General features: G+C 37.4%; 11 protein-coding genes. 4 read left to right on the plus strand and 7 right to left on the minus strand.

Annotated elements, in window-relative coordinates:
• Nucleotides 1–64 precede the first annotated feature (64 nt).
• The 3 genes from MHI32_RS21680 to MHI32_RS21690 all read left to right on the plus strand — a co-directional run bounded on the left by MHI32_RS21680 (nucleotide 65) and on the right by MHI32_RS21690 (nucleotide 1451).
• Nucleotides 65–394 (plus strand): HIT domain-containing protein, encoded by a 330-nt coding sequence (locus tag MHI32_RS21680; protein ID WP_340010823.1) that lies wholly within the window; start codon nucleotides 65–67, stop codon nucleotides 392–394.
• Nucleotides 395–561: 167 nt separating this feature from the next.
• Nucleotides 562–1023 carry a hypothetical protein gene (locus MHI32_RS21685; RefSeq protein ID WP_340010824.1) on the plus strand — a complete coding sequence of 154 codons (462 nt, stop codon included), beginning with the start codon at nucleotides 562–564 and terminating at the stop codon, nucleotides 1021–1023.
• A 185-nt stretch (nucleotides 1024–1208) separates the two neighbouring features.
• The gene (locus tag MHI32_RS21690) at nucleotides 1209–1451 is read left to right on the plus strand and encodes a DUF6678 family protein (protein WP_340010826.1); all 243 of its coding nucleotides are present in this window, start codon (nucleotides 1209–1211) and stop codon (nucleotides 1449–1451) included.
• 1088 nt (nucleotides 1452–2539) lie between these two features.
• Here MHI32_RS21690 and MHI32_RS21695 read toward each other — a convergent pair.
• The gene (locus MHI32_RS21695) at nucleotides 2540–4339 is read right to left on the minus strand and encodes a hypothetical protein (RefSeq protein WP_340010828.1); all 1800 of its coding nucleotides are present in this window, start codon (nucleotides 4337–4339) and stop codon (nucleotides 2540–2542) included.
• Nucleotides 4340–4732: 393 nt separating this feature from the next.
• Between MHI32_RS21695 and MHI32_RS21700 the strand changes: the two genes are divergently transcribed.
• Entirely contained in the window at nucleotides 4733–5671 is a 939-nt protein-coding gene (locus MHI32_RS21700) for a hypothetical protein (RefSeq protein ID WP_340010829.1), read from the plus strand.
• A 646-nt stretch (nucleotides 5672–6317) separates the two neighbouring features.
• On the opposite strand, the gene MHI32_RS21705 is transcribed toward MHI32_RS21700, so the two are convergent.
• The 6 genes from MHI32_RS21705 to recN form a co-directional block, all read right to left on the minus strand.
• Nucleotides 6318–9359, minus strand: a complete 3042-nt coding sequence (locus MHI32_RS21705) for a hypothetical protein (protein ID WP_340010830.1) — start codon at nucleotides 9357–9359, stop codon at nucleotides 6318–6320.
• Nucleotides 9360–9489: 130 nt separating this feature from the next.
• The gene (locus MHI32_RS21710) at nucleotides 9490–9693 is read right to left on the minus strand and encodes a helix-turn-helix transcriptional regulator (protein ID WP_340010831.1); all 204 of its coding nucleotides are present in this window, start codon (nucleotides 9691–9693) and stop codon (nucleotides 9490–9492) included.
• A 362-nt stretch (nucleotides 9694–10055) separates the two neighbouring features.
• On the minus strand, nucleotides 10056–11039 hold the full coding sequence (locus tag MHI32_RS21715) for a tyrosine-type recombinase/integrase (protein WP_340010832.1): 984 nt from the start codon (nucleotides 11037–11039) through the stop codon (nucleotides 10056–10058).
• A gap of 174 nt (nucleotides 11040–11213) precedes the next feature.
• Nucleotides 11214–12029, minus strand: coding sequence for a sporulation transcription factor Spo0A (gene spo0A, locus MHI32_RS21720; protein WP_036682806.1), 816 nt, complete (start codon nucleotides 12027–12029; stop codon nucleotides 11214–11216).
• 197 nt (nucleotides 12030–12226) lie between these two features.
• On the minus strand, nucleotides 12227–13363 hold the full coding sequence (gene spoIVB, locus MHI32_RS21725) for a SpoIVB peptidase (protein WP_076129655.1): 1137 nt from the start codon (nucleotides 13361–13363) through the stop codon (nucleotides 12227–12229).
• Between the two features lie 114 nt (nucleotides 13364–13477).
• Nucleotides 13478–15205 carry a DNA repair protein RecN gene (gene recN, locus MHI32_RS21730; protein WP_076129654.1) on the minus strand — a complete coding sequence of 576 codons (1728 nt, stop codon included), beginning with the start codon at nucleotides 15203–15205 and terminating at the stop codon, nucleotides 13478–13480.

Here is a 15205-nt window from a genome sequence, read left to right on the forward strand (position 1 = left end):
GGCAGGATACTGACAAAATATACCGAATGTTAAAATAAGAAAAACAAGACGTGGAGGGATAAGTTTGACTGAGGATTTTTATTGCGATGAGGTATTAAGTGGTCGTACATCTGTACAAAAAGTATTTGAAACTGATAACGTTCTTGCATATCATCACACTCGTCCTTTTTATCCCGTTCACATTGTTACGATTCCGAAGAAGCATATCTCATCTCTTCTGACACTGGAACAAAGCGACAATGAGCTCTTAATTGAGTTGATGGACGTTGTTAAAAAAGTTGCATCGCAAGTGCAGTCTGAGTATGGAGCTTGCAGGGTGTCGACTAATTTGGGAAAGTACCAAGACTCAAAACATCTTCATTTTCATGTAATCTACGGCGAACCATTACGCTAATCGTATTTGTCTTGCTCGCTAAACTAACGAGACACTATAGTTCAACACTGAGAAGGGCTGTCGCTAGGCAGTCTATCGTTACGCTAACGGGCAGGATATCGTAATCACTTCACGAATACCTTAGGCAAGGCGATTCTTCGAAGTTCGCGAAAAAGAGGAGAAGAAAAATGGAAACATTCATCTTAAACCAGTATGAATTGAATATAACAAATCAGAGCGATAGAACAACAATTATAAAGATTAATCATTTTCTAACGAATGAATCTGGAGGAAGAAATATTACCCCAATTGGTTATTTGATAATCTCATATGAAAAAGCAGATGGAACTTTTCTAAATCATTACTCAATACAAATGTTCTGTAGAAATGATGTGCGTTATGATATTGATTCAAAGGAAACGATTGTTGTCTCTAATTCTGAAGGACAAGCAGGACCAAATAAACCATTGTTACCAAAACTTATGAAAATAAAAAATTCAGAACTACCTTATTATCATCCAAAGCTACCAGATGAAATAATTGATTTTTTACTCAAAATTAATATTTGCAAAGAACCGCTTGGAATGAATATTTGTCATTACAACTATGCTGGATATCGTGAAAGAGGACATTTATGGGATGATTATTAATAACTTGCAGGTTAATTTCGATGAATAGGGTAGTTCATCTAAAAGCGAATCCATGCTTCGGGGCATTCGCTCCTCGGTCCACATGAGGCATTTCTGATTAAGCTAACGGGACACGATAACTCAATAACGACACACGGGCAGATCAGCGTGGGATTTATGTTGTTTATTCAGGAGGGTTTTTTATTGTGGGTTATGAACTGGATTTTAAAAAAAGGGTACATGAAGTTATTACACAGAAACAATTATGTTCAGTTATGAATGACACTAAGTGGGGAAACTTACAAAGTGATGTAATAAATAAACTCCCTTTTACCCCGCCATATCAAGCTAAGTATGTATTAGATGATGTACTTTATCCAGAGAACTTTGAAACCGACGTCTGGTATTTAGGGGATTGGATAGAAGGACTTTCACCTTTTTTTCTGTAGAATGGATACGGGTTAGACCAAGGTATCAGAAGCACAAGGGGAATCTGCTTCCTCCTGAATTAATTGACATAAGTAAAGAATTTCTTTCGATTTTACATGAATTAAGAATTCCGTATAGAGAAGAAAACAATACATTTTTCATTTATGGATACATTTCAAATACTTCTCACTTTTCAAAGGTAATCAATTAAACTAACGGGACACGATAGTTCAATAATATGAGTTACAAACAAAGATACCCACTTCATAATGAGATAGGTGTCTTGCTTTCTATATCATATCCTTCTCTGCGCCATGAGCGACAAAGAGATCAAACAGATTAACTGATGGCTCCTTAGCCTTTTGCCTTATACTCCGTTTAACTGAATCCCCACCATAGCTAACCAATCCATATTTGCATTTCTACGTAAAGCCCAAAATGCTTTCTTATCCTGTTCCTGGAAGCTAAGAGTACATCAGTTGAAGCCTATCATTGACACTTATAGTTAATGAATAACAAGGCAATGTGATCCTCTTATGTTATCGTATCGCGCAATAATTAATATAGATTTCGGGCTGGATGTGTACTATGTGCGTTACAAGAATTCTATTTAATATTCTTCCTTAAATCTGCTTCTTAACAAGTAACAAGAACATAGTGGCGAACAAAATGATACTTTTTGCCGTACCACAACTTCGTTGTGATACGTCTTAAAAGTATCATTTTGTTTCTCCACCTACATAATTAGAATTATCGTTTGATTTCTCCTTAATATACTTACCTAGAGTGTCACTAAATGATTCGAAAGAGCGAAGCGATTCGAATCATAAACAAGGACAGGAGCGAAGCGGTGTCCGCGTTAGCCCGCAATGAGCGACAGCGAATTGCTAATTAACAATAAGTTTAACAGTCATCGTTCACATTAAAATTCTTGTTCTTATACTAGATAGCCATATTTGCCCAAAACTATGACATAACTTTTCCGAATATCATTTTATAAATCCCTTGATATAATTAGGTTTTTCAACCAAGTCATCATTACTTCTATATAATAAATAGAATTGATTGATTGCGTACTTCTTACTATTAATACATATAAAAACTTCTATTATTCATCAGCAGGATCGATAGGGTCAGTCAGTTTCTCAATCAACTTGTTATGTACATTTATGATACCTAGACCAGTATCCGTAGCGAGTAAGGCTTTTACCCTTGCGTCCGTTAAAATTCTATTGAAGTTCGTTGTTATGCCTAAAGCTAGAAACACATCTTTCTTGGGGTACTCTCCCTTTGATAATTTATATAAGTAATCAACAATTCTGTCAACGTTATCTACTTTTTTCAATCCTTTTTTCTTCTGCTGGAAGTCCATATCGGTAATTTCGACATTGTCAGTACCCTTGATTTGGCTTAACACCATTTTCATAATCTGTTCGTCACTATTGACAATAAAAAACTCGCCATGTGGCATTGCATTTCGTTGGATACGTTTGATACTCTGATAAATTTCAGAAGCAATATAGCCTAACTGGACAGCCCTAAATTCATCGTTTTTGAATCTGCCACGCACAATATCAATTGACTTCTTCCCCAAATCATCTTGCTTGTGCATCATGTATTGAACTAGATACTGCTCATATGGAATGTTGGGTGTTCCAATAATCCAACATTGTGTGAAATTAGAATATTCATTTTTACCAATCAAGTTACCAAACCAATTGATAGCGAATTTTTCTCCATTGTATTCATCACCAATCCCAATTCTAGATATTTCTGCTTGGTATAATAGTTCCAAGATGGCTTTGTGATTGTCCTTGTGGCAGATAATTAATGTCTTGTCGTCAGTCTTATGATTAGCTTTAATCTTCTCACAAATCTCAGGATAGAATTCACTATGATTATTTCGTAAGTGGCTTTTACTTGAATTAAAATTAAAAATTCTGAAAATCGAGTTGCTGTGATCTACAATCCTCTTCTGACCAATGAGTTTGAAGTTACCAAGATTGTAGATCCCATCTATTCCTGCACTTGCATCAAGGATGATGTTATTTTTCAGTCCCCACAACTTGTGTTTTCGATTGTATGTGGAGATGTTTCCGCTATTGTAAACACATTTGGTACTGTACCACTGATCAAGCCCAGCCATAAAATGCTTTAGCGTATTTCTGGTTTTATTATCTTTCTCATTTTCAATGTTCACTTCCATGACTTTCTGAAAATTCACTAGTGTTGCAGGATGAATCTTTGGTTCACAGCGTAATACTTTGTTAATGCTCTTCTGGACTTCCTGTTTTTGGAGTTCTTTTAAAAGCTTTTGGCAAACCTTATCATATTCTGGCTGAATACTTGTATGGAGTAGAGAACGAACTTCGTCATAAGTTTTTTTTGAAAAAGTATAAATAGGGAAATTTACTTTTTCGTCAATCACAAGTACTTTCCTGTTTACCATAAATGCTTGCCTCACTGTATCATCCAGACAGAGGTTGATGTAGCGTTGGTGGCTGATAATTAGAACACGAATATCTTTCAGTTTATCTATTTTGTATTGCCACTCATTCCAATTGTCAGACGTAATTCCTAATACCTTTGTAAGTAACGGATTATTATGATGTTCAAGATATTTCTGACTTTGTTGAATATCAATCGTGAATCTTCTAACTATCAAGTACGATTGTTTATTATCCCAATCATCTAAATTCTCATTAATCACTTCTATAATTGCCTTACTTTTCCCTAATCCCGCTTCCAATGCAAATACATTAAAACTATCTGATAAAGAGTGTTTTGAATTAATAACATTTTTTAATTCATTAATTTTATCTGTATAGAGCGAACCATAAACCCTTGCGTAATTATCTATCACGTTTTCATTAAGAGCCATATCTTCCTTAGATATTTCATCAAGCATATTTTCTATCTTCCCCATTCCGTTTCTTATGAATATGTGTGTATGTTTATAGATCAATTATTCTAGCAATCCACCATGTTTCACTTAATCATAGCAATATTACATTTTTCCGCAAAGTCTTAAAAAAAACGGTAATAAAATGTAATTTCAGCATCCGATTTACACTCATACAAAACATTTATCATAGCAGAACCTTGATAACATTAGATTTTTTATCTTGCTATCACTATAATAATAGGACAGTACTTTATTTGACATTAATTAACAGAAATTCTTTCCATTTACATTTTCGAACCCATCATAATATACTCCCCTTACAACAAGATTTGCAACTCAGATAAGGAGGTAGTACACATTACTACTGCTAGCAAGGAATACTTCAAACGATATTATTTGTCAAAGATACGAAAATGGTCTGATGAAGAATATATACGTGAGTTTCTAACTGTAATATCTCAGTCTGGTAAGTATCTTACGAGGAAAGGTTTTGATGAGATTAGCAAAATTCCTAGTATGGGTATCATCAAGGGTTTGAAAAAAACATGGAAGGAATTATTAGTTGAATATAATCAATTAAATGCTCTTTATGATTATGCTGTACAAGAATATCAGTTACACGCATTTAACAATGGTAAATCAGATTCCACAAAGTTTACGAGGGAACATCCTTATTTAAAGCAATATGTTTTTTCTGATGTTTTAGACATAGCGATCGTAAGAGAAAGATCAGGTTTCATCAATGAGCATTACAAAGGAAATTACAATGATTCAATATTAAGAAATCATTTTTTCAATGTTAAGAAACAAATAGGAACTATCCCCTCAGTTTCGGAATTTTTAGTCCATGGAAAAATATTGCCTAGTATTTATTGCGATTACTACGGAATTCAAAATCAATATTGGGACGAGGTACTTAGGAGAATGATAGATGATGAAAATGAACTAAATATGTACTTTAAAAAGAGAAGTTTGTCATACAAGGAAAAATCCATCCTTGCCATGAAAAAGTTTAAGGAGGAAAGTCTCATTCCAATGTCAGAACTAGAAGATGATTTTAAGAGAGTCTTTGATTTGTTTCTAAAAAAATACGGCACTCACCCAACAAGAAGACTATTTAATAAACATTCCAAATTTAGTTATAGAATAATTTGTGAACGACTAAATCTAAAATGGAGCGAAGTCCCAAACCACTATGGATATAAAATAATGGAAAAAAAGATATCCGAGAAAATATTTTTAGAAATAATTAAAGAAATAGTGAATTGTAAATATCAAAGAGAAAAAACATGGTCTTGGCTTTATTGGTATACGAGGCAAACACTTATATTGTGATGGTTATTTCGAGAAAATTAATCTCATTGTTGAGTTTGATGGAAAACAACATCGTACTCCTGTTCCAAATTTCGGGGGAACTGAGAGATATTTAAGGGATAGGCAGAATGATAAACTGAAAGAAGAGTTAGCCAAAGAGAGGAATTACATTTTTATGAGAGTCTCTTCTAATGAGAGATGGAGCGATATTGACTATTTGAAAAAAAGATTATCAGAAGCAGGACTAATCATAAAATAAAATTTTGACTTTGTAGATAATGTTATGAAAAACCAAAAAGATCGTAGCCAGTACAATAATGAGATATTTGAAAGTATTCCTCCCAATCTATCGATGAATATACTCACCAATGCTAGAATGGTTATCTGACAGTTATCATCACAGACAAGTTTTTGGTGCTCATAAACTTCAATAATAATGAGGAATCTTCTTTATTCTGAACCTCAGTACTCAGTCTAAACTGAATCTACATTTTATTTAGAGTATCAGAGGAGAAAAAAAGATGGAATAAAACAAATTTTCACACTTAAGAGCAGCATAAAACCTCTATCTCAGATGGGGATAAATCAATTGTGATTTTTAAAAAAAATACCCCTAATCTTATTAAAAAGATTAGGGGTTAGGGGTATTTCCCTCTTTCACAGATGCTTAGTTCAAATCTATTCTGGAACCTACTATCTTAACTCCATTAGGTGTTAATGTAATGGAACTGGAACCACATCTAAGAGTAATATTTGTATCAGACTCCACTACTACCTCTCCACCAACTGCATACATTTTTACAGCACTGCCTTGTGCTGCATTTAACTCTAACGCTCTCATATTTCCTGCGTCATTAGTGTATTGGAATTGCATTGCACTTGGAAGTTTTCTAATATAACCAATGTTTCCACCTACACCATTACCTTGACCCCAAATCATTTCTGGATAGCTGTAATCCGAATTCGAGTCTTCTTTATTTAAAAGTAACATAAATTTCGTTATATCACTTTTTGATGAATTGCCTGTGTTCAACTTTAAGAAGTTATTACGTATATACACATAATCCTGCTTTTCTCCGTTTCTTTCTACTGCTTTCAAGCTGTTTACCATCAGATCAGAGATATATCCATTAGTCTCTTCATCAAGTACTAATTCCCCATCTATGTCTGGTTCGATAATCAGCTTTCTCGCCCGAAGCGTTCCATCATTATGAACCCAAAATCTTTTTTCTCCATTGACCTTAATGTCAATTCCTTCATTTGCATTTAATCTGATTACTTCGCCACGCTTACCATTAATCGTAATTCCATCCTGCCAATCAAATATAATCGCATCGCCTAGATTAGCATCAAGAATACGCAATCTTCTTGTACTCATATCTTCTGCAAATAAGTTTCCATCAACATCAACATAGAATGTTTTATACCAACTTGGAGATTGTGCAGTTCCATCATTACGCTCAATCTTAATTCCATATGTTGCATTCAAAGTAGTCTTATTCTTCATGTTACCTCTGGTAACTACAACGCCATTCAAAGCATCTATAACAGTATTGTTATAGTTTCTTCCTAATTGTAATGAACTCTTCTCAAGGAAGTCTGCAAGCATACTTCTTCCATACTCATACGCCTTGTAGAAGTCCTCCCACTTGGCGTGGAAGATATCCCTTGTAGAGTGTAGGTCATCAACAATATGAGTCTTAGCGTTCATGTCAGCCCATACAGGAGCCATATATGATGTCAGGGCATTAAACGTATTCGTCAAATCTTCTCCTGCTGAAACCAATCTAGTTTTCGCAACATCAAGACCTGAGTAAGTAGAATCCCTGTCACTATAAATAGTCGTTGCATACCTATCCAACTGTTCTTCAAGAGTAATGTATTGTTTTGTAATACTCTTGTATTGATTGATTAATGTTATCTTTTCTGTTGACATAATCACATCATCGAGGATAATCGAATCCAACACAGAGAAGTCGAAGTTGAGCGCAGCGGCATCCAGCAATACTTTTCCTTGCTTAGTTTCGATTCGTAATCGTTTCGCTACTAAATCCTCTGCAATAAGCGTTCCATCTTCATATGAAGAATTACCAATAGAAGCATACACTTTATTAGTCCACTTATTATTCTCCCACTTCTGCAACGCCAATCCATTCGTTGCATTAAGAACTGAGCGGTATTTTCCATCATCACGCAAAGCAATGAATCCAAATTGACCAATAACAACATTATTATAGTACTGACCCATGTTAAGTCCTGAATAGAACAGAGCATCTTCAATTTTGTTACGAATGTTAATTTCTTCGTCGTAGTATGTCCTAAATTTCAAGATGAACTCTGCTCTGTCTGGAATCTCACTCGTTTGATCTGTCATAGGAGAATTCACATTGATGTTTAATGGACTATCCTTTGTGATGATTTCGATATACTGAGAGATATAAGTCATTAACGCGAAATACGCATCTGTCAAAGGGGTTGTTGAATACAAGTCAATTATGCTTGGAGTCTTGGCAAAGAATTGTGCATCCATATCAAAAATATCATCACGCTGAGAACGTTGATATCCTTCTGCTTGTTTAAGCATTCTGTGATAGCCAGAATTGATCTTGTATAACTCTGTGATGATTTGCATTTTTTCCATTGAAGTAAGCTTATTGTCCATTACTATAGTGTTGAAGTCACCAATGCTCAGATAGTTATTCTCAGCGTCCAGAATGACTTTTCCAACCTTATTAACAATTTTAATATTCTCAGCTACTAAACCCTTCGTGTAGAGCGTACCATCCGAAGGGTCAGCCCACATTATCTTCTCCCATCCATCTGAATAAGTAGCAGTGTCTTTGCTTGCTCTATCAATAACAAAGCCTTCTGTGCTATCCAGCTTAACTCTAGTGACATCGTTGAATGACCAAAGCCCAAATACATCAGGCTCCTCATCAACTAGTCCGAGTTTCATAACTAGTTCGCCATTCCGATCAAAGATTTGCGTCTTACTACCTTGTGTCAGCATAATACCATCTTCATCTTCTAGAGCAAGGTTAACACCTGTAAAAAGCTTACCATATACCCTTTCTCCTACGATTAACTGCATATGAAATTGATTTAAGACATCACTTATAGTTAGTGTTTTAAACTTTACTTTTTCTGTAATCTCATGAGTAAGATACTTACTGACTCCACTTTTATTTAGCCTGTACACTGTTAATGTTCCACCAATTCCTTCATACGAGATACCATCAAATATCGACTTATATACATCGGAAACACTCTTCCCTTGGAGTAAATTTTCATATGCTAGTTTGTAGGACTCTTTTGTTTTTATCCCTGCTGTCACAACATTTACCCCACCAATAGGGATATCTGAAAAACAAACAATTTCAAAATCATTATAAGGAGATACTTGATATACAAACGACTTATTATCTTTAAATTCACACAGCAAAATATCAACTTCTTCTCCATTGTGACTTGTGATCAATAAGTTCCTGATAACAGTAGCATCTTTGAATTTTTCTTTTGAAAATTCCTCCACTAAATCGTAGCAATAGTTTAAGTTCCCAGAACAAAATAAAACCAAGTTATCAAAATGATATAACTTGGTCGCTTTTTGATCTACCCTATATAATTGTCCATCTAACATTGCTGATGTTGCTGAATCTGAACCTATAAATATATTATCATTGGTCTGTACAACAGTGGCATTGCTCATAACATCACTCCTATTTAAATTATTTCCAAAACAATTTTTAGTTACATAAAAAAAAGACCCTTGTCCATATCAAAAACGTGAACAAGGGTCTAAATAACACTGGAAATATTCTTTTTGTTAAAATCCCACTCTACTTTATCCCTCTTTTAGAAGAACTGATAATGAACTCACGATACTTCTTTTCTTTTTCTTTATGAAGATTGACATTCTCATTTTCGTACATTGATAACATAGGCACTGAAACACCTACTATTACAGAAAGGTCTTTCAACTTAATCTTTTTCTGTTTTCGTAATAATTGATACCCCTGTCTGATACTCATATTAAATTCCATCTGTATTCCCCCTCAAATTATCTTCTAACTATAAAAGTAATTACGACTGAAATAGTTAATCAATATTGGCAGAGAAGAACAGAATATAATACTGTATGTTTTACGACATTTCCATATCTAACAACCGACATTCACCATTATCAAACTCTAGGAACAACTTTCTATCCTTTAAAAGGATAACAAATAAGATATTCAAATTAAGATGACACAAGTATTTCCCCCGTTTAATTTTTCTAAGATGTAGTTTAACCTTTTGCGATCAACTCCATCAATCAAACTTATGCTCATCTAACAAATTATGATTTCATGTATTAGACGATTCACAACTTCTTTAGTCTTTTCTTTTTTTCACGACATGATTGTTACCTTTGTAGCTTCCACTTACTAAGTGGAGAATGATTTTGATACTTCTTAGCTATTTCTTCACGGGTTAAATCCATATAGGCTTGCTCTGTAACCGTGACTGAGCTATGACCAAGAATACGAGATAACGTATAGAAATCCCCGCCGTTCAACAAATAATGCCTTGCGAAATTATTCCGAATCATGTGAGGGTGAACATCTAACCCAGCCATTCTGCTAACATCTTTTAATTGCTTCTCGAATGATTGAATACTTAAAGGAGTTCCTTTTGTTGTTGGAAAAAGTAATTCAGATTCTGTGTATCGGTCTTTAAATTTTAGATATTGCTTTAATTCCCTCTGCATCACATTGGAAAAATAAACATACCGTTCTATTTTACCTTTAGTTTTAGTCAATAGAATCATTTTACTCTTAAAGTCGATAGCATCTACTGTTACTTCTAAGCATTCACCAATTCTCATGCCAGTATCTTGCAACAATAACACGATGATTTTATTTCGATATCCATGAAACTTGGTGTAATCAAATTTTTCAATCAATCCATTAAAATCTTCTTGGCTTATTCCCTTTTTCTGTCTCCTTACAGTTTTTATTTGTGAGATATTCTCAACAGGATTTTTAAGTAACTCTCCTTCTTGTTTCAACCAATTAAAGAAAACCTTTATGTTTCGAATGTAGTTATTAATTGTGATTGATGAAACCTCTTTTTTAAAATCCATTCTCTTTTCTGGAAAATTGACCAATTTGGAAGACTCACGATTTACTACTGTATATTTACCTCTTTCTTGTATATAAGCAATATATTGCCTAATGTGTCCAACACGTACTTCTCTCACCTTATCCACATCATGCTGATTCTTTAAATAAGCAACAAATAACTTCAAAGATTGTTCATAAGAGTTAATGGTCTTACGTGATAAATTTTTATTCTGACAATATGCTAAAAAGTCTTCTAAGAAAAACTCCAAATCCGATAACTTCATACAATTCCTCCGTCTCTTTACCTACAAAAACAAAACCCAATAAACCATATAGGTTTATCGGGTGAGATGGAAAAAGTTTATCGGCTTCAAAACAAGTTTATCGGTTTTTATATACTGACTGTAAACACCTTCCAACAATTCAAAATCCCTTACCACGCACTGCCCCTAACCCTTTCAACTAACCTTATGCTCAATCCGCAGCTTGTCCGCTACCATGGCAATAAATTCCGAGTTAGTAGGCTTAGATTTGGAGATATTAATAGTGTAGCCGAATAAATGGCTGATGGAGTCAATGTTGCCACGTGTCCAAGCGACTTCAATCGCATGGCGGATCGCGCGTTCTACGCGTGAAGGCGTGGTTTTGAACTTCTCAGCGATTGCTGGGTAGAGTGTCTTCGTAATCGCACCAAGGATCTCGATATTGTTATATACCATGGTGATCGCTTCACGCAGGTACTGATAGCCCTTGATATGCGCTGGGACACCGATTTCATGGATGATCGAGGTAATGTTAGCGTCGAGGTTCTTGCCCTTAGAGAGCGGCACTACATTCGATCTGGACGTCGACGAATAATTGTACATGTTGGAGGAGGAGCTCATGCTGCCTTGAGAGCCGACAAGCTGACGTACACGATTTGCCAGGACCTCCATATCGAACGGTTTCAAAATATAATAGGATGCACCAAGCTGTACAGCTCTTTGAGTGATGTTCTCCTGACCAAAAGCAGTCAGCATGATGATCTTCGGTTGAGGATTCAGATCCATATCACGTAGACGTTCCAATACACCTAGGCCGTCTAAATGCGGCATGATGATATCAAGAATAAGAACATCGGGAATTTTACGCGCTTCGCTAAGCATTTGAAGCACTTCTTCACCATTGTAGGCGATACCCGTTACGGTCATATCTTCTTGCTCAGAAATGTACTCGGAAAGCAAATTCGTAAATTCCCTGTTATCATCGGCCAACAACACTTCAATATTCTGCACTGGCTGCTTCCTCCTTAATTATATCTGCTATTCGAAAATAACATTTTTTTCTTGTCTCTTACGTTTTCGACATGGAGATCGAATTCCCTTCTGTCGAAAATTATTTTTCTTTATTTTTTTTCTGCGTTGGATTATAATTAAATATTTTATCTCAATGTTCGAGGTTCTTCGTAATCGTTCGACAAAAAATCTTAAGGCTAAACCGCCTTAAGATTTAATGAATACCTATTCTCCTGTTTGGTCACACCTGAATCTTGAAGCATCCATTCGATGAAGCATCCATAACCGGACTTAGGATCATTTACAAATACATGAGTTACGGCTCCGATGAGACGGCCATCCTGTACGATAGGACTTCCGCTCATGCCTTGAACGATACCGCCTGTCTTATCGATAAGACGTGGATCGGTGATCCGCAGCACCATTCCTTTAGTGGCTGGCGTTTGCTGATGTGCTACATGAATGATCTCAACCTTAAACCGTTCCACCTGCTGTCCGTCAACTACAGTTAGGATCTCAGCTGGACCTTCCTTGACTTGATCGCTCATCGCCACGGGGATAGGTTCTTTGTAAAGACTGTGCTCGGGATTGGAGCTCATTTTACCGAAGATGCCGAAGTCAGTATTGCTCTCCACATTTCCAAGCACTTGGCTTTCTTTCAAAAAATGCGCTCGTTTCTCGCCCGGATCGCCATCCTGGCTTTTGGATATGGAGGTGACACTGGACTGAACGATATGACCACTGCCTACAACAATTGGAGTACCGGTATTCATGTCTGTAATCACATGTCCCAAAGCTCCATATACACCTTGCTCTGGAGCATAAAAAGTTAATGTGCCAACACCCGCTGCTGAATCACGAATGTACAGGCCTAACCGCCACACTTTGTCATGAATGTCATACGCGGGCTTTAACTTAGCTGTATGCTCTTTACCTCCGCGTTTGAAGACAATGGTCAAGGGGTTATTCGCTTTACCAGCACGATCCACCAGCTTGGCCACCTTGGACAACTCGTCCAATTTCTCACCATTCATGGAGATCATCAGATCACCCGGCACTAAACCGCTGACCTCTCCTGGGGAAAGCTTAGTTTTCTCGGATACTTCAATCAGATGATGACCAACAACCAAAACACCTGCTGATTTCACTTTCACACCGATCGTTTGACCTCCCGGGATCACCTTAAGCTCGGAATGAATTCCTTGTGCAGTCACCTTGGCTGGTTCACCTTGCAGTGGTGCAGCAGAACTTAGGTTTGTTCCCGTTATGCCCGATAAACTAAGAAAGAAGGCAAATAAAAGGCCTGGCATTAACTTCCTGAGGTTAGGCTTCAATGGCTGTCACGCTCCCTTTTGCTTCTTTCGCTTGACGAAAAAGGTGGTCGCCAATTGCGTACCTATAAGATAACCTTGCCCCCAGGCTTTTATTACTGTCAATCATTGCTCCGCTTAGCTTGTTGCAGCCTTACTTGCCTCGGCCAGATTAAGCATTTCCTGCGAGTGGTGCAATGTTTTTTCGGTAATTTCTACGCCACCCAGCATCCTGGCCAGCTCCATTACACGTCCATCGTTCGTTAGGGATTCCACTTCAGTCATGGTTCTTCCATCCTCAACCTTTTTGCGGATTAAGTACTGATGGTCAGCCATACAAGCCACCTGCGGCAAGTGAGTAATGGAGAACACCTGACAGGTAGAGGACAGCTTAAACAGCTTATCTGCGATGGACTGAGCAGCTCTGCCGCTGACACCAGTATCCACTTCGTCAAAAATTAGAACTGGAATTGCATCATGGCGCGCAAAAATACTTTTCATTGCCAGCATAATACGCGACAGCTCACCACCAGAGGCAATTTTGCCAAGAGGTCTCAGGGGTTCGCCCGGGTTAGGGGATATCATAAATTCTGCGCTGTCTATCCCTTGTCTTGTGAGGCGAATACGCCGACCATTGTATTCGACTCCACGCGGGTCCTCCAGCCTGTCCAATTTGACCTGCAACGAGGTTCTTTCCATTTGAAGGTCTTTGAGCTCACCCTCCACTTGGGTGGCCAGATCAGCAGCACAAAGCTTTCGTGCTTCACTTAATTCCGTAGCTGCTTCCATTAATACAGACAGCAACGAATCGCGCTTCGCCGTCAGTTTCTCCAGATATTCATCTTTATTCTCAAGCAAATCAGTTTCCCGGTGAATTTGTTCATAATAAGCCAAAATCTGTTCTACACTTTCTCCATATTTACGTCGGAGTCCAGTGATCAAATCCAAACGATTCTCTATTTCTTCAAGTCGCATCGGATTGAACTCGATATTTTCCCGGTAATCACGAAGCTGAAAAGCAGCATCCTCTAGCTGGTAATATGAGGACTGCAGCTGTTCGAGCACTGTTCGCAGACCCTTCTCATCGTAACGAACTGCATCCTCAAGTCTGGAAATAACATTACCGATCGATTCCAAGCCTTGTCTGTCGTAAAGTAGCTCATATGCACCCGATACGGAATCCATCATTTTCTCACTGTGGGATAGTTTGACCCGTTCTTCGGTAAGTAATTCATCTTCTCCCGGTTTTAATCCGGCGGATGAAATTTCTTCAAGCTGAAAACGATATAAGTCAAGCATTTGGTATGCCTTCTGGCTGGATTCCTGCAGCTCTCGCAGCTCTTTCTCCACCTTCGCGAAGGCAGAATACCTTTCCTGAAAAACTGCCTTTAGCGGACCAATAATCGGTTCTCCGTATGTATCCAGCAGTCCCAGATGCCGTTCCGCCTTAAGCAAGTTCTGGTGCTCATGCTGGCCGTGTATATTAACCAGCTGCTCGCCGATCTCGCGAAGCATGGTAAGATTGACCATCTGCCCATTTACACGTGATGTACTTTTACCTTGAGAGGTAAGCTCGCGTCGTATAATAAGATGCTCCTCGCGCTGGGCCTCAATGCCAAGACGCTCCAAAGTCTCCCAAACGGGATGACCGCTGGGAAGACTGAAGAGCGCCTCCATCTCCGCTTTTTCACAACCATAACGAATGGAATCCGCAGAACCGCGGCCTCCAACAATCAATCCAAGCGCATCAATAATAATGGATTTACCTGCCCCGGTCTCCCCCGTAAGCACGTGGAAGCCAGGATAAAAATGCACATCTACCGCCTCAACGACGGCAAGATTGCGTATAGACAAGGTTTCTAACAC

Source organism: Paenibacillus sp. FSL H7-0690, assembly GCF_037980415.1.
GTDB lineage: Bacteria > Bacillota > Bacilli > Paenibacillales > Paenibacillaceae > Paenibacillus_AQ > Paenibacillus_AQ odorifer.

Bases quoted from the DNA above. Each gene is read 5' to 3' on its own strand.
- MHI32_RS21685 (WP_340010824.1), top strand. From the start codon at position 562: ATGGAAACATTCATCTTAAACCAGTATGAATTGAATATAACAAATCAG.
- MHI32_RS21695 (WP_340010828.1), bottom strand. From the start codon at position 4,339: ATGCTTGATGAAATATCTAAGGAAGATATGGCTCTTAATGAAAACGTG.
- MHI32_RS21705 (WP_340010830.1), bottom strand. From the start codon at position 9,359: ATGAGCAATGCCACTGTTGTACAGACCAATGATAATATATTTATAGGT.
- MHI32_RS21710 (WP_340010831.1), bottom strand. From the start codon at position 9,693: ATGGAATTTAATATGAGTATCAGACAGGGGTATCAATTATTACGAAAA.
- MHI32_RS21715 (WP_340010832.1), bottom strand. From the start codon at position 11,039: ATGAAGTTATCGGATTTGGAGTTTTTCTTAGAAGACTTTTTAGCATAT.